The organism is Microcoleus sp. B6-A1 (assembly GCF_036705085.1).
GTDB lineage: Bacteria > Cyanobacteriota > Cyanobacteriia > Cyanobacteriales > Microcoleaceae > Microcoleus.
In genome coordinates, this window is sequence record NZ_JAUBTU010000019.1 from 29080 (window position 1) to 44900 (window position 15821).

At 42.9% G+C, this 15821-nt stretch carries 14 protein-coding genes; 7 read left to right on the top strand and 7 right to left on the bottom strand.

Annotation, left to right across the window (positions count from 1 at the left end):
- The first annotated feature begins 167 nt into the window (after nucleotides 1-167).
- Together QUB11_RS09250 and QUB11_RS09255 are read left to right on the top strand one after the other, a co-directional pair.
- A complete protein-coding gene (locus QUB11_RS09250) occupies nucleotides 168-1160 on the top strand; it encodes a hypothetical protein (protein WP_333256327.1) in 993 nt (330 codons plus the stop codon).
- A 39-nt stretch (nucleotides 1161-1199) separates the two neighbouring features.
- Nucleotides 1200-4340, top strand: a complete 3141-nt coding sequence (locus QUB11_RS09255; RefSeq protein ID WP_333205621.1) for a tetratricopeptide repeat protein — start codon at nucleotides 1200-1202, stop codon at nucleotides 4338-4340.
- A 4-nt stretch (nucleotides 4341-4344) separates the two neighbouring features.
- On the opposite strand, the gene QUB11_RS09260 is transcribed toward QUB11_RS09255, so the two are convergent.
- The 5 genes from QUB11_RS09260 to QUB11_RS09280 form a co-directional block, all read right to left on the bottom strand.
- Nucleotides 4345-6582, bottom strand: a complete 2238-nt coding sequence (locus tag QUB11_RS09260) for an O-linked N-acetylglucosamine transferase family protein (RefSeq protein ID WP_333205620.1) — start codon at nucleotides 6580-6582, stop codon at nucleotides 4345-4347.
- 118 nt (nucleotides 6583-6700) lie between these two features.
- The gene (locus QUB11_RS09265; protein WP_333205619.1) at nucleotides 6701-7222 is read right to left on the bottom strand and encodes a type IV pilin-like G/H family protein; all 522 of its coding nucleotides are present in this window, start codon (nucleotides 7220-7222) and stop codon (nucleotides 6701-6703) included.
- A 114-nt stretch (nucleotides 7223-7336) separates the two neighbouring features.
- Nucleotides 7337-8656: a methyltransferase domain-containing protein gene (locus QUB11_RS09270; RefSeq protein ID WP_333205618.1), complete on the bottom strand. Its 1320-nt coding sequence runs from the start codon at nucleotides 8654-8656 to the stop codon at nucleotides 7337-7339.
- Between the two features lie 106 nt (nucleotides 8657-8762).
- Nucleotides 8763-9350: a Uma2 family endonuclease gene (locus tag QUB11_RS09275; RefSeq protein ID WP_333256324.1), complete on the bottom strand. Its 588-nt coding sequence runs from the start codon at nucleotides 9348-9350 to the stop codon at nucleotides 8763-8765.
- Between the two features lie 232 nt (nucleotides 9351-9582).
- Nucleotides 9583-10188 carry a Uma2 family endonuclease gene (locus QUB11_RS09280; protein ID WP_333205616.1) on the bottom strand — a complete coding sequence of 202 codons (606 nt, stop codon included), beginning with the start codon at nucleotides 10186-10188 and terminating at the stop codon, nucleotides 9583-9585.
- Between the two features lie 187 nt (nucleotides 10189-10375).
- Between QUB11_RS09280 and QUB11_RS09285 the strand changes: the two genes are divergently transcribed.
- The gene (locus tag QUB11_RS09285) at nucleotides 10376-10585 is read left to right on the top strand and encodes a hypothetical protein (RefSeq protein WP_333108208.1); all 210 of its coding nucleotides are present in this window, start codon (nucleotides 10376-10378) and stop codon (nucleotides 10583-10585) included.
- Between the two features lie 11 nt (nucleotides 10586-10596).
- On the opposite strand, the gene QUB11_RS09290 is transcribed toward QUB11_RS09285, so the two are convergent.
- Nucleotides 10597-11178, bottom strand: a complete 582-nt coding sequence (locus QUB11_RS09290) for a Uma2 family endonuclease (RefSeq protein WP_333256321.1) — start codon at nucleotides 11176-11178, stop codon at nucleotides 10597-10599.
- Between the two features lie 141 nt (nucleotides 11179-11319).
- On the opposite strand from QUB11_RS09290, the gene QUB11_RS09295 reads away from it, so the two are divergent.
- From QUB11_RS09295 to QUB11_RS09305, 3 genes are all read left to right on the top strand, one after another.
- Entirely contained in the window at nucleotides 11320-11508 is a 189-nt protein-coding gene (locus tag QUB11_RS09295) for a hypothetical protein (RefSeq protein ID WP_332984302.1), read from the top strand.
- 108 nt (nucleotides 11509-11616) lie between these two features.
- Nucleotides 11617-12234, top strand: coding sequence for a Uma2 family endonuclease (locus tag QUB11_RS09300; RefSeq protein WP_333205614.1), 618 nt, complete (start codon nucleotides 11617-11619; stop codon nucleotides 12232-12234).
- Between the two features lie 179 nt (nucleotides 12235-12413).
- Nucleotides 12414-13586, top strand: a complete 1173-nt coding sequence (locus QUB11_RS09305) for an AI-2E family transporter (protein WP_333205613.1) — start codon at nucleotides 12414-12416, stop codon at nucleotides 13584-13586.
- Nucleotides 13587-13683: 97 nt separating this feature from the next.
- Here QUB11_RS09305 and QUB11_RS09310 read toward each other — a convergent pair whose 3' ends face one another.
- On the bottom strand, nucleotides 13684-14334 hold the full coding sequence (locus QUB11_RS09310; RefSeq protein ID WP_333205612.1) for a Uma2 family endonuclease: 651 nt from the start codon (nucleotides 14332-14334) through the stop codon (nucleotides 13684-13686).
- Nucleotides 14335-14641: 307 nt separating this feature from the next.
- Between QUB11_RS09310 and QUB11_RS09315 the strand changes: the two genes are divergently transcribed.
- The gene (locus tag QUB11_RS09315) at nucleotides 14642-15817 is read left to right on the top strand and encodes a homocysteine biosynthesis protein (protein ID WP_333205611.1); all 1176 of its coding nucleotides are present in this window, start codon (nucleotides 14642-14644) and stop codon (nucleotides 15815-15817) included.
- Nucleotides 15818-15821: the final 4 nt, after the last annotated feature.

Genomic DNA, 15821 nt, shown 5'->3' on the forward strand with positions numbered 1-15821 from the left:
TTTTTGGACTTTCTAACCGCATCCTTAGAGAGACTCTAAAAAATGATAAAGTTGAGAACAGGAAAAGACGTTTAATTGTTAACTTTCGCAACGATCATCGGCAATTGAAATACAACAAATCTCTCCTGAAAATTCGCGAGGGTTATTTATGGATTGACAGTGGAGTCATGACAGTAGATAATCCTCTAAGGCAGATTGCTGGCGAACAATTTTTGCCGTTGATTCAACATATTTTGCCGCCGGATAATACCACTGAGGATTTTGATAAGTCTCCTTCAGACAGTTACCATTACTTACAGTGGAAGCAAACAGGTCAACGCCACTATCCAAGCTACTACAACCATTTGAAGGAATCTACGGCTTGTGCGTGCTTTGGGGGTGCTGTTACCTCTAACCATCTTACAGGAGAACCAATCGTAGAATGGTGGGACAGTTGGCGGTTTTGGGAGTCATTGGCGGCTGGGTGTGTAACGTTCCACGTAGATTTCGATAAGTATGGAGTTCAATTGCCAGTAATGCCTGAAAACTGGCGACACTATATAGGAATCGATCTAGACAATATGCAAGATACTGTCGATCGCATTGCTGATGACCCAGGAATTTTAGAGAAAATCTCTGGGGAAGGCCGCCAGTGGGCAATTGAAAATTACGCTCCCCTTCCTACAGCTTTGCGCTTTCTCGAAATGCTCGGTTGTTACACTCCCCAACTGGAGAAATGCCAGGAAAAGGAAGGCGAGTCAGAAGCCTTGTCGCTCTCGATCAAATTGAGAGAGATTAACCTAATTATTTTCCCCGATTGGTTGCACTCCGAAGAGTCTCTTTGTGTAGAATTGGAACGAGTAATGAGGGCGCTCACCACTCACCCATGCAAAGTTAACATAACTCTCGTCGTACACTACAGTAACGTTTCTGATGAAGATGCCAACCTTGCTTTATCTAGTGTTGCCATGAACCTTTTAATGGAAGAAGATTTAGATGTTTCCGAGGGGCCAGAAATTTCACTGGTTGGACAGTTGAGCGAAATTGAGTGGCAAGCTTTGATGTCGCGCCTTCAGGGGAGAATCATGTTAGAGCATGAGGATACAGAGGCGATCGCATTCTTAGAAGCAGGTAACCTCTCCTCGTATACGATAGATAATGTGAGAAGCATGAAGTATTGAATTGTTGAATCAAGAAGTTCCTGTTGAAAGGTTGAAAATATGGATTATCAAAGATTTTTCGAGCAACTCCCTAGCTTATATGAAAACTGGGAACAAGGTTTAGCATTTCCAAAATCGGCTGACCGTTTTCATAAAATTTTGGACCAAGTTACAGGTATGACAACGGCAAACGTTATGCAATTGCTCAATTTTGCTGTGGAATGCCTGGAGCCAAATGAAGTTTATTGCGAAGTTGGCTGCTTCCAAGGAGCAAGTTTAATTGCTGCACTTCTGGAACACCCAGAACAGATGGCATATGCAGTGGATAACTTCTCTGAATTTGATACTTTTGGAGATAGCCTTGAGAAATTGACCGAAAATTTATCAACCTTCAATTTATCAGAGCAAGTCTTTTTCTGTAATCAAGAATTTGAAGAATTTTTTGGTGAACTCAAAGAAATTGACTCCGAAGAAAAAATTGGTGTATATTTCTATGATGCCGCTCATGACTATAGATCGTCTTTAATGGGATTGCTACTGGTAAAACCTTTCTTGGCGGAGCAAGCACTAATTGTTGTAAGTAATAGTAACTGGGGAGCAGTTGAGCAAGCAAATTGGGATTTTATATCTACTAATTCGTCGCCTTGTCATTTATTGCTAGATATGACAACCAATAAAGACCTTTGTAAGTTGTGGAATGGTTTGCAGATATTTGTTGTTGGGAATGATGGGGCTGTAGCTCCTAAGTATGATTGGGAAAGTTTACAGGTGAGACGCCACCAATCTGTTATTAAATCCATTTACGATATTAACAACGAAGAGCGACAAAAAAATATAAATACTCTACATAATGAAGCAGTAGAGTTGCACTGTTCGGGTACAATAATACCAGATAAAAATAGTAAAGCAGAAAAACAAAAAGATGAAATTATTTATTTAGACTTATTAAATCAAAGTCTTAGCCAAGCCGAAAAGAAATATCAAGAAGTTTTGCGATGGGATGCAAACAATGCAGATGCTTGGCTCCATTTAGGTACTCTTTATTATATGAAAGAGCAATATCAAGATGCGCTCTTATTCATGTTAAAGTCTATAGAGATAGATCCGTTAAAAGCTATCAGGCATTACAATTTGGGGGTGGTATTAGAAAACATTGGCGATAGCTCCCAAGCTATTCGAGCTTATCAAGAGACTATAAAACTCGATCCCCAATATATTCAAGCTTATAATAATTTAGGCAATATATTTTTGGAACTTGGTGACGTTCAACAAGCAGAATCCGTGTATCAGCAGGTAATATTGACTAACCCAAATCATTTTGGTGGCTACCTGAATTTGGGTAACATTCTGATGTCAAGACAGCAAATTGATGAAGCGATTGCAGCGTATGAAACAGCCCTCAATCTTAAACCTCGTGACCCAGATATTCTCCATAATCTGGGAATAGCATTTGAAGCTAAAAATGACAAAGCTCAAGCTTATTCCTACTTTGGTTATACTTTTTACCGCCAGGGTAAATATGAAGAAGCAATTAGTCAGTTTCAAAAGTCTCTAGAGATTCAAGCTGGAGATGTACATTTTTATCTATCCTTGGCTGACTGTTACAAGTCTCTCAATCAATATGAAGAAGCTATAAAAGTTTACCAAAAGAGTGTTAGTCAATATCCAGGCGATCCCAATACTTACTTTAACTGGATCTCAACATTGCAAGAAGCTGGACAAACTCAGGAAGCCATTTCCCTTGCCAGCGAAGCTTCAAAAAGATTTCCCGAACACTTGTTTTTGAAACGTGAAGAGCAACTCATTCTGCCAATTATATACGATCGCCAAGAAGAAATTCACTTTTACCGACAACGCTTTACTCAAGGACTAGAAGATTTAATTAATCAAACTTCTCTCGACACTCTTGAAGCTAGAAAAAATGCTCTTATAGGTATTAGTAAACGTCCCAACTTTTACTTGCAATATCAAGGGAAAAATGACTTAGATTTACTCAAACAGTATGGACAGCTTGTTCACCGAATTATGGCTGTTAACTATCCGGATTGGGTAGTGCCTAAACCAATGCCCAACCTCAACCCAAATAGAAAAATTCGGGTTGGCTATGTTTCTGATTGTATGCGAGCCCACACTGTTGGAAAACTTTCCCTTGGCTGGCTGCGTAATTGCAATCGTCAGCAGTTTGAAGTTTATTGCTATTACATTAATGGCAAAATAGATAAATTTACTCAAAAATTCAAACTATACAGTGATGTTTTTCACCAAATTCCTGGTCATCTAGAAACTATCTCCGAACAAATTATTGCTGATGAATTGCACATTTTGATTTTCATAGACATTGGTATGCACCCTACAATAACGCAATTAGCTGGTCTGCGACTAGCACCAATTCAGTGTACAAGTTGGCTGCATCCTATTACTACAGGTCTTCCAACAATAGATTACTTCTTATCTAGCGAGCTAATGGAACCAGCTCGTGCTGAAGAACATTACTCAGAGAAATTGATTAACTTGCCTAAAATTGGTGTATCTTATGCCAAACCTACTCTCCCCGAACTGACAAAAACTCGTGCTGACTTTCACTTGCTAGATGAGGCAATAGTGTATTTATCTTGTCAATCTCTGTATAAATATCTGCCACAATACGACTATATTTTTGCTGAAATTGCTCTACAGGTTCCCCATGCTCAGTTTGCATTTTTAGGTCATGAAAGTACCCACATTACTGATAAATTTCGGGAACGTCTGCAACAGACTTTTGCTAACTACAATTTGAACAGCGAGAACTATTGTATAATTTTACCGCGTCAAGATATACTGAGTTATTGGCAGCTTAACTTAGTTTCTGACATTTTTTTAGATACATTAAGCTGGTCTGGAGGAAATACAACTTTAGAGGCAATCGCCTGTCACTTACCTATCGTCACTTGTCCTGGTGAGTTTATGCGCGGACGCCACTCTTACGGAATTCTCAAAATGCTAGGGGTAACAGAAACTATTGCGAACACCGAAGCTGAATATATAGAAATTGCCGTGAAACTAGGGCTTGAACCTAACTGGAGAAATAGTATAGTTCAACAAATGATACATCGCCATCCCTATCTCTATGATGATAAAGCTTGTGTAGAAGAACTAGAAAAATTTTACCAGCGCGCTGTGAGTGAATATCAATTCAGCAACGAGGAAATAAACAATAGTTAATTATTTAATGATTACTCTCAAGATACTTCTGCCACATTTCCTCGTAAGCTTTCTCCATCTCTCTTGTAAACCGCTTGCCATTCCACAGGGGTGCTGTTTGTCGCGACTGTCTCAGTTTCCAGGAAATTTGTTGTCGTAAAGCAGCATCTTTACCCAAGCGAATTCCCCACTCTACATATTCATCATCAGTCCAAGCAATTCCCTCGGTCACACCTGCATTCATCATCATCGTGTAACTGTTGCGACTAGAAAACTGCTGTCCTACACGGGTTACTATAGGAACACCCATCCACAGTGTTTCCATTGTTGTTGTAGCTCCGTTATAAGGGTAAGTATCCAAAACTACATCAGCAATACCCAGGTTAGCTCGGTGTTCTGCTTCTGAAGCAACCAGTGATAAAAACCGCAGGCGATCGGCATCTACACCCTCTGAGGTCGCAGTTTCGATAAAAAATTTTTGCAGTGCTTCTTGATCTGTCAAGCCTTTAACTATAAAGTAGCTATTCGGTATGGCTTTAATAATTTGCATTTGCAGTCGTACTGTATCAGGATTGTACTTATATCCTCTCTGGGCCGTAAGATATATAACAGAATCGGTAGGGATATCTAAATGCTCGCGACGCAGGGTTGGCACACCTACCTCAAAACCATCCACAGCTATGTAAGTTTGAGGCAAACGCCAGATTTTTTCTGTGTAGTATTCCTGAGCAGATTCAGGTAAAACATAAGGATCAGCAATAAAGTAATCAACTGCTGGTATTCCCGAAGCATCCCAACCCAGCCAAGTCACTTGAATAGGTGCCGATTTCATTGCCATTATTTCGCAAGTATTGTTCAGAGTTAGGCTATCGAGATCTATTAAAATATCAATTTCATCTGCGTAAATCTGCTCAGCCGTTCCTCCGCTATCTAGTCCTAATTTATAAGCTTTATCAACTTGACTAATATACCATTCTTGCAAGGGGTCGCGGGTGTATTCTGAACCCAGTAAATAAAGATTAATTTCAAAGCGATCGCGGTCATAGTATTGAAATAACCATTTGGCTAGTGAACCGACAGAATGATTGCGAAGGCAATAGGAAAGATAGCCTATCTTTAAACGCCTAGTAGGAGACTCATGTTTGAGGGCAGATTTTGGTCGCTGTCGAAATCGCCCCACTTGCTCCTTAGCATAATTTTCTACATTTAACTGACAAATCTGACCAATTTGAGCACGAATTTTGCTATTCTCTAGAGGATCGTCCTGAAAATATGGGAAGAAAAAGCCAGCACTCAACAAACGAATTGTCGCAGTTGAATCCAGATATTGTGGCTGCTCTTCTATCAAAGATGATAGCAGAGATTTATGCCTTTCAATAATTGAACAAAAATTCTGCCAATAGCCACCAGCGCTCATAAAACCGCGCATTATTAAATGATTGGCATAAACTTTATCGGCTAAATTGGTCATCATAGAATAGCACAATTTAGCCGTTTCTATTCCCTTATCATACTCATAAATATCTTGATAAAGACTAGATAAAGTCCGCAGTAACTCAGTATGATTGGGAACCAAACGCAAGCCTAATTCAGTGAAACGTGTTCCCAGAGTAAATCGCTTTGCAGAGTAGGAAATTTTATAAACAAACTCTATCAAATAATCTATAAAATGTAGAGGGTCTTGGACATAGGGCAGACAAGATGCTGTGAAATCCAAAGATGACGGGTGGAAAGGAGCCTCTTCTAAAATAATTTTCCATACTTGCATCAACAGCTCACAATCTACTGAGAGCGCGGATTCTGACTCGAGCAGGTCAATCACGCCTAAATCGCTCAGTTCATCTCCTGTATATGTCTTCAACAGATTGGAGATTCCTATCAAATGCAACAAGTTGTTAATATTGGTAGGATTAATTTCGCGTATGTGCTGCCGGATTACCAAAGCCAGCCTATAATCTGCCACTTGCAGCCGTTGTCGCTCAGCTTCAGTTTCCAGAACCTCAATCAGTTCCTCTGTCCACTCCTCAATTTCTTCAGGTTCCCCCTCAGCTATTGCTAACAGCCAAGTTGTCTGGGCCTGCTCCTCTTGTCCATTCAATAGTAATATTAATCCTAAGTGCCAGTAGTAGGATTTAATATCTGGAGATGTATAAATAGCCTGTTCGTACAGATTCACTGCCGAAGCATAATTTCCACTTAGCAAATACTCATCAGCTTGATGTTGCCAATCAGGAGCAACAGCCGATAAATCTCGATCAACCATAGGGAAAACCTCTATAAGGTGTTATCTGTAAGACTTATATAATGCAAAGCGGACAGTACACAGGGCACTACCCGCTTTTTGATTATTCTCAACAACCAAGAAGTTGTGTGCCGAGGGATTACTTGGTAACTGCTGTCATACCACTGCCGCATTCAACAGTAGTTCCATTAGCAGTACCAGCAGTAGCCGAAACGCCAGCACTCGTACTCTCACAAAGAACGGACTGTGTACCTTTTGCATCTCCTGATGGTACTAATCCTACAGTTCCGGCATATGCTTTAAGAGCACCATCTTTTGTTGGATCTGCAGAAACATTAGCTCCAGTTGTGGTAATGAGACTCAGGGTGTAGGTATAGTTATTGGTTGAACTTTTCAGACCAATTCCTAACGAAGTCATTTGGTTGGTAAAAGCGTTAGTCTCTGCGTAGTAAGCTTGTTGAGCTTTGTTAATTGAACTAGCGTACTGCTTGCCTTCTGTCTGCTTGGCTTTGTTTGCTTGGCTGAGGAAGGATGGCAAAGCAATAGCCGAAAGAATACCGATAATGATAATAACAACCAGCAGTTCAATCAGGGTGAAACCTTGATCCTGTCTTCTTTTGTTGATGTGTTGCAGGAACTTGGCTTTAAATTCAGTCTTCATAAGTCTTTTCTCCGTGAGGGGTGGGATGCTTGATTTCTAACTCTTATATGTAACTTACCCAGTTATCCGCGCTTTAATATCACCCCCAACTATTTTTTTTTTCAACTTCTGGCTCTAAGGCTCCAAAAGCACATACAGAAAGACTTCCAGCATAATCAACAGTTCCTTGACTTCCTCAAAGGCAGTCTCATCACTAACACACTCTAGGTTAACACTGATCTGCGAGCCGATTTGGAGCCACTGTTCTACTAGGGACACCACAGACTGCGGCCCATGCCAAAGAGGTAGCAAACAAGCCGCCATTTTACTCTCGATCGCCACCGGCGCTAGGGTTGGCACAATAATATAACGGCTAATCTCAAACGGCGTCTGGCTGTCAATGCAATTACTCAAGTCTTCCCTAATCTGGGAAGTCCTCAGTTGAGGGTGCAGGTGTACCCGTGCTTCCCGCCATTGAGCCTGGGTCCATTCCGCAACGGGCACAAAAGCCTGAGTTCGATCGGGATTGCCGCACCAGAAATCAAATAAACGGTGCACGGGATGTAACAAGTCAAATAAATGCAGTCGCTCTTCCAAAGAAGTTTCTGGGAGACTCATCGCCAAAAACGGAGGCAAATCATCTGGATCTTTGAACAAATCCATCAACTCCCACCGACGCCAAGCCACCATACTGATAAACTCTAAATCAGCACCTCTCAACATTGCAAACACTTCAGGAATGGTACAACCTTTATCACCCACGAATAAATAGTTAACCATAATCCATCCCTCATCCTTCACGCGATCAGAGTTCCAGGTAAATGCCTTAAGCGCTACTCCATCTTGTAATGCTTCCATTGTTTCCCGGACTATTTCCACCTCCAATTCTCCGGGACATCCATTCATTAATCCCATTGTTTTGAAAGCAGCTTGAGCGCGAAATACTCCGGCTCTACTATGTAAACTATGAAGGTTTGTGCGGATGATGCCATCTGTCGCCAGAACAGATTTCATCGCTTGCAATCCCGCAACAGGGTCGGGCAAGATATACAGAACTTCGTCAGCATTGATATAGTCAAACTGTAACCCTAAACTTGGTAATTGTTCTATCTTCAAAGCATAAAACTCTGCATTAGCAACCCCATGATACTGTAAACGTTGCTCAGCTAGTTTCACCGATTGTTCTGATAAATCGATGCCTACTATTTTCGCTCCTGGATTGGCTAGAGCTAAAACCAAGGATTTATAACCGGTGCCGCATCCCGCATCTAGGATAACTTTACCTTCTGTATTAATAACTATTCTATTTCTTAAGTAATAAGCAGTTACAAGATTATGAAGGTAGAGCAATTCACTCTGGTCTTTTGGAGATTCTTCCAGCGGGATTCTGGGATAAGGAGTATTGTTAAATTGCTGGCGAATATTTTCTATTAACTCTAAATTTTGGTGATCCATTTTCAATTACACTCAACGCTGGCCAATTACCTTAGTATCTCAGAAAATAGCCGATCGCCCGCCCCGCCGCAACACATACTTGCCATAATAGTCTGAAACCCCCGCCCTAACCAGAAATTCCCCTCCTAAACTCCCTCATCGCTTCCACACTCGAAGCCATCAGCAAGCAGCGACACAGCAAGTTAATATCTAGATCTGGCAAAACCACACTTGAATAAATTTTTTCATAACCCTCAGAACCCAAGCGATACATAGCCAATACACCATCCTCCCAAAACCAGACTTCAGCAACTCCCAATACTCGATAGCGCTGCAATTTTTTGACATTACCGCTAGTGAAGATAACTTCGATACATAAATCTGGGGGAGAATTTGGGGTTATGCGTCGGCCAATAAAGTAAGATTCATCAGCTTGTGCAGACACTACCCCTTCCTTTTCTTGGGTAAAACTTCCCGTAGGTGAAAACTCAATTTCATTTTCGGCGCAGTAGATAGACAGCAGCGTACAAATTGTCCGACTAAAAAATTCGTGTTCTGGGGAAACTGCCAATATTTCTACCTCTCCTTTGTAATAAAACAACCTCGTCCCTGGGGAGTCAGAAAACCCCTGTTCAATTAGCTTGAACTGTTCCCAGCTAATCCCGGACTGAATGAACCGTTGGTCTACTGGCTGTAAGAGTGTCTGTGTCATCATGCGAACCTCAATCAAGTTCTGGGTTTCAAACAACATTCATAAAGCATTAAATACTGTTAACGTTATTTCTGTGATAAGTTTAGATTGCCTTTTTTGCCCAAGGTGCGATCGCTCGATAAGCTGTTCTGCATTTAAATTATTATATTTCAAAAAACAATCCAACTCTTGTTGGGTGGCTTTGAGCAACGCCCGAATATACAATTTAAGTTCGCGGCGACAGCTTACCAGACTTTCAAGTCGGCATAATGTCGTCTAGTCTCAGTTGTAAATTGGGAAACAGGTGAGAAGAAATAGTATCTCCCAAGCGATATTGTTGCTGCTGGTATGCACCATTAACTAACTGGCAGACTGTAAAAGTCGGTTGCTTTGGGTTGCCGATAAATTGCCAACCACCTAAGCCCCGAAAGTCCACAATCCAATATTCTGGGATATTCAAGAAAGCGTATTCTTCCACTTTTCTGGCATAATCATCTTGCCAATTAGTGCTGACCACTTCAGCCACAAGCTTCATTGTACTACCGTTACAAATAACTGGTTCTTTTTGCCAAAGGGGTTCTTGACCGAGTTCTGATTTATCTAAAACAACTACGTCAGGACGCAGCGCTGTAGCTTCAGCATAGAGTGGTTTGATTAGACAATTTTTAGGCACCAACCAGTTGAAGTTATCCCGAAAGATTTCGACATAAATTTTACCCGCAATACTCCCGGCAACAGCTTCGTGAGGGCCAGTAGGTTCCATGTCTCTGAGTTCTCCGTCAATTAGTTCATAGCGTGTATTATCCCCATATTGGGCGATAAACTCCTCAAAGCTAAGTAATTTGGCTGTGGTGTAGGTCATAGATCGTGTTTTAACGGGATGTAATTTAATTGTAAGTTTAGTTAAAATCGGCGCCCTGGCAAAAAAACAAAGGTTTGGTACTTTGCTCTCAATCGGGCCCCTCTCCTAATCTTCTATTACTTCCGGGCTTAGCACAAACTTGCGATAATAATCTCAATGCCTAATTATACAACCCACTACCAGCTCCATGAACACCAACATCAGCCCCATCCTCAAAGTATTCACCCTTTCCGCCGCCCTTTCCCTGGCGATCAAATATGCAGGGCCTAGCTTATCCATACCCTCTACCGACCTCAACGCCCTAATCGCCGTCTTTACCCCCAGTATCATCCTAGCTGCTATCCTCGGCTGGCGATCGCGCCAACCTACTCAAATTAAGTTAAGCATAAAAAAATAGGTGCGATCGCCCTAACCAGAAATTCCCCTCCTAAACTCCCTCATCGCTTCCACACTCGAAGCCATCAGCAAGCAGCGACACAGTAAGTTAATATCTAAATCTGGCAAAACCACACTTGAATAAATTTTTTCATAACCCTCAGAACCCAAGCGATACATAGCCAATACACCATCCTCCCAGAACCAGACTTCAGAAACTCCCAATACTCGATAGCGCTGCAATTTTTTGACAGTACCGCTAGTGAATATAACCTCTACAGATAAATCGGGAGGAGTTCCAGTTGACCTACCAATAAGATATGATTCGTCAGGTTGTGCTGAAGCTTCGCCTTCTGTTTCTAGAGTAAGGCTTCCTGTAGGTTTAAATTCAATATCTTTGATGTCAAAGTAGAGAGCCAAAAGAATAGTGAGGGTGCGACTTATCGCTTCGTGGTCTTCGGAAACTGCCAAGATTTCTACCTCTCCTTTGTAATAAAACAACCTGATGCCAGGGGAGTCAGAAAACCCCTGTTCAATTAGCTTGAACTGTTGCCAGCTAATCCCGGAATGAATGAACCGTTGGTCTAGTGGCTGTAAAAGTGTCTGTGTCATCATGCGAACCTCAATCAAGTTCTGGGTTTAAAACAACATTCATCGCCTCTTTCCTGTTAAAAACTCTAAGGCGCGATCGCAGCCGCAACACAATACTTGCGATAATAATCTCAATGCCTAATTATACAACCCACTACCAGCTCCATGAACACCAACATCAGCCCCATCCTCAAAGTATTCACCCTTTCCGCCGCCCTTTCCCTGGCCATCAAATATGCAGGGCCTAGCTTATCCATACCCTCTACGGATCTCAACGCCCTAATCGCCGTCTTTACCCCCAGTATCATCCTAGCTGCTATCCTCGGCTGGCGATCGCGCCAACAGCAGCAGTAGAAACGCAATCCAAAAGTGCGATCGATCTACACTAGGTATAAAGACTATGTTTTTGCCAAAATCTTAATTCCCCGTACAGCTATCGCAACCAAAGTTGAGGCACTCACCATGATTCAAATCATACCTGAATTAGTAACATTCGATGAATTCATTGACTGGTATCCTGAAAATTCAGAACACCGCTACGAACTACACAATGGAGAAATTGTTGAGAGGCCAAAAGCAACCGGTAAACATTCTAAAGTGGCCGGTTTTACCGCACTGAAAGTCGGAATAGAGATTGAGCGTCTCAATTTGCCCTACTTCATCCCCAAAGAATGCGTCATCAAACCCATGCGCGAGGAATCTGGATATGAACCAGATATTATTGTACTTAACGAACAAACTATTGGAAACGAGCCTCGGTGGGAAAAATCATCAATTATCACAATGGGTTCATCAGTCCCCCTAATCGTCGAGGTAACTAGCACTAATTGGGGTGATGATTATGCCCTAAAGCTTGAGGCTTATGAGTCAATGGGTATTCAAGAATATTGGATTATAGACTATCTAGGATTGGGCGGCAGACGGTTTATTGGCAACCCCAAACAACCCACTTTTTCGGTTTACCAACTAATTGACGGGGAATACCAAGTCAAACTGTTCAGAGGCGGCGAGGGTATTGAGTCCCCAACTTTCCCAGAATTGAAGCTGACAGCGCAGCAGGTGTTCGCAAAAGGGAATTGAGGAGGCTGCTTATGCTAATGTCCGAGTAGGGGTATCTGATTAAAGATGCGATCGCCCGCATCTAAGGTATCTTATAGAGATGCGATTTATCGCTTCCGGGCTGCAGAGCAATTACCAAGCTGCAATTCCCAATACCCTATTCCTCAATCTAAAATCTAAAATCTAAAATCTAAAATCTAATGAAGCTAGGACAGTGGATGGGCTTATTAGCCCTCATCGCATCTTGTTACATCCTGTGGCAAATCAGGCAGGCCCTACTGCTGCTGTTTGCCGCCGTCGTCTTAGCCACAGCCTTAAACAGACTAGCACGCTACTTGCAAAAATTCGGACTCAAAAGATCGATCGCCGTACTCTTATCAGTTAGTTTCCTAGTCCTCATCTTTGTAGGATTATTCCTAATCATTGTACCACCATTTGCCCAACAGTTTCAACAACTTACCCAAAGAGCCCCTCAAGGAATAGCAAAATTAAATGAGTGGATCGATCAGATTGAATCTCGCTTTTCTGGACAAATGGGTCAGCGACTGCCGAATCTTGATATTAACGATATTATCCAACAACTGCAACCTCTATTCAATCAACTCGTCGGCGGTGCAGGAGCCTTTGTAGGTAACACATTAGGTGTTATTCTCAGCTTTTTGCTAGTCATAGTTTTGACATTGATGACATTAGCAGAACCTCTCTCTTACCGCAAAGCATTTATCCAACTTTTCCCCTCTTTTTATCGACGGCGAATCGAGGGGATATTAGATGAATGCGAAATAGCCCTCGGTCGATGGGTAATCGGTGCTTTAATTAGCATGAGCGTCATCACTTTCCTGAGTTTAATTGGTTTGTCAGTATTGCAAGTTCCCCTAGCTCTAGCCCACGGTGTTTTAGCTGGTTTGCTGAACTTAATACCCAATATCGGACCAGGTTTGAGCGTCATTCCCCCAGTGACGATCGCACTTTTAGACTCTCCCTTAAAAGCCGGTTTTGTACTCATCCTCTACTTTCTAATTCAACAATTTGAAAGCAACCTCCTCACCCCTTACGTTATGGCGCAGCAAGTATCGCTACTGCCGGCTGTTACCTTAATAGCTCAAGTATTCTTCGCCACCTTCTTTGGATTTTTAGGCTTACTTCTAGCCCTCCCCCTCACCGTTGTCGCTCAAGTTTGGATTAGGGAAGCCCTAATTAAAGATATTCTAAACCAGTGGACTGCCAGCCCTAAAACCTTAGCAGCAATCGATTCTGCTATTCATGAAGAATATGAATCTATAGAAGTCGCCGAAAGCCGATCCGAAAAGTTGCCAGAAAACAAGCCCGACATCCCAGATCATGTAGAAAAGGACGCTCCTGAAAATCAATAGTTAAGGTTTGTAACGACTTCAGTTCTTATTCATTCCCAGTTATAGGACAGAAGTATTCACTACAAACTTAGGAAATTTGTGGTACGATCACCCTCAACTAACTATCTTCAAGCCTCGCATTTTCTACCGTATCTCTGCCGGCGCTAAAAATCTGTTGAACAGTCAAATTTAAATGCCCAAATGTGGGTGACACAACCCGCTCGTTCCCTCTAAACTGACAGACTTGATACTCACCGTCAACCAAATGGTGAACAGAAAAAGTAGGTTGTTTCGGATTGCCAATATAGCGTCGCCCGCCAAGTCCCAAATAGTCCGCAATCCAGTATTCAGAAATGCCCAAAGCTTCGTAGTCAACCAATTTGTAGCCGTAATCATCCCGCCAATTGGTACTGACAACTTCGACAATTAGCCGGACTGAACTCCCCATTGTAATGATAGATTCCTTTTTCCATCTCGGTTCGCTGTCCGCCCCCTGCCTGTCCAAAACGATCGCATCCGGTTCGTAACCAGATAGCTCATTATCAGCTTTGACAACGCATTCTTTGGGAACGAAGTAGGGCAACCCTAGCCTCTCGATTTCAATCCCTAGCTTCAGGCAGAGGAAGCCGGCTACTTCTGAATGTTCTCCGGTTGCTTTAGGCATCTCAACAATAGCTCCATTGTGCAGTTCGTAACGGTTTACCGAATTTTCAGGATACCACTCAATAAATTTATCGAAGGTGACTGGTTTTAATATCGCTTGAGTCATGGCGATCGCCCTTTATTTGATTTATGATATTGTTATTGTATCCGTTATAATTTACATCTTGCATCATTATCAAGAACAGGCAAGATGCCTGTTCCACGAAGAGTGAATTTTCTTGTGAAACAGGCATCTTGCCTGTTCATAAAAGGCTTATTGAGAATGGTGCAAAATCTCAGTTATAATATATTGCTTTTATCTCAAACAACCAGCTCGATCGACATTCCATCAATCCAAAATCAATCCCAAATCAAAATCACTCCAAAATCAATCAATTCAAAATCTAAAATCCAAAATCTAAAATCTAAAATATATGAGATCGATCGACGAAATCAACGATAAAATCAGCCAGGGCAAAGCCACAGTCTGGACAATCGAAGAACTCAAAACAAGAGTTCAAGAAACCAGCATTACCCAAGCAGCCAAAGAAGTCGATGTGATTACCACCGGCACCTTCGAGCCGATGGAATCCTCCGGTGCAATCATCAACCTCGGCCATACCGACCCGCCGATAAAAATCCGCCAGTGCTGGCTAGACGGCGTTTTAGCCTACTCCGGCTTCGGGGCAGTAGACCTGTACCTGGGAGCCACCCAAGTCGCCGAAGACGGCGAAGAATCCCGCGAACGGGGCGGCGGACACGTCATCGAAGACTTAATAGCCGGCAAACCCGTGCAGTTGCGAGCCTTGGGACAAGTAACAGACTGCTACCCCCGCGCCTCATTTGAAACCACGATTACCCGCGATACAATCAACCAGTTTTATTTATTCAATCCCCGCAACGCATATCAAAACTTTATTGTTGGAGTCAATGGAGGCGATCGCCCGCTGTTCACCTACCTCGGCCCCCTGCAACCAAACCTCGGCAACGCCGTCTACTCGAGCCTTGGAGCCATGTCTCCCCTGCTAAACGACCCCGACCTCCAAATCATTGGCATCGGCACCCGCATCTTCCTAGGAGGCGCTCAGGGCTACATCACCTGGGAAGGAACCCAGCACTTCCCGCTGCAAAAACGCCAGCCCAACCGCACCCCCATCGGCCCAGCCGCCACCCTCGCACTCATCGGCGACGCCAAACAGATGAACTCCAAATGGGTGCGCGGCTGCTACTTCAAAAACTACGGCCCATCCCTGATGCTGGGAGTCGGCATCCCCTTTCCCGTCTTAAACGAAACAGTCGTCGCCCACTGTGCAGTATCCGACAAAAAAATAGTAGCGCCGGTGGTAGATTTCTCTATCCCCCGGCGCGTTCGTCCCACATTCGGTTTAGTCAGCTATGCTCAATTAAAGACTGGCCGCATTCTCATCGAGGGCAAACCTGTGCGGGCCGCCCCCCTTGCGAGTATGTTTCTCTCCCGGCAAGTAGCATTGGAATTGAAGCAGCAAATTGAAGCGGGTCAATTTACCCTCACGGCCCCAGTTGCTCCCCTACCCACCGACAGAGTATTTCTCCCCCAAGATTTGTGGGGCGCCCAAGTGAGGCTCGAATAAAGGA